Below are 595 nucleotides of genomic sequence, written 5' to 3' on the forward strand. Positions count from 1 at the left end.
CTTAATCGCTTGACCATATAACCCCAAGGGGTCTGTCAAGGATTACGAATCTGTCGGACCTCTCCGACATATCGTTTTGATAGACATGCGCTTGGCGCACATATCTATCGTCAGCATGATTCACATTGTTAAAGAGCGGCTGTTCAGAGAACAGTGAGAAGCGCGCTCTGTTGAGCACGCTTGCCACTGCCGGCTAAGCCAGCAATAAGATCAGGTAATTCGTTGTGAGCACTTGCCGCGAGCGATAGACAGTGTCGATAAGGAGGTGATCCAGCCCCAGGTTCCCCTAGGGCTACCTTGTTACGACTTCACCCCAGTCATGAACCACACCGTGGTGATCGCCCTCCCGAAGGTTAGGCTAACCACTTCTGGTGCAGTCCACTCCCATGGTGTGACGGGCGGTGTGTACAAGGCCCGGGAACGTATTCACCGTGGCATTCTGATCCACGATTACTAGCGATTCCGACTTCATGGAGTCGAGTTGCAGACTCCAATCCGGACTGAGGCAAGCTTTATGGGATTGGCTCCACTTCGCAGTATTGCAACCCTTTGTACTTGCCATTGTAGCACGTGTGTAGCCCTACCCGTAAGGGCC

General features: G+C 52.8%; 1 rRNA gene. It reads right to left on the bottom strand.

What is annotated here, in order from left to right:
• Nucleotides 1-258 precede the first annotated feature (258 nt).
• Nucleotides 259-595 (bottom strand): 16S ribosomal RNA (locus tag QD280_RS17765); the annotation flags it as partial.

The sequence above is a fragment of the Cobetia sp. 1AS1 genome (assembly GCF_029846435.1).
GTDB classification, from domain to species: Bacteria; Pseudomonadota; Gammaproteobacteria; order Pseudomonadales; family Halomonadaceae; genus Cobetia; species Cobetia amphilecti.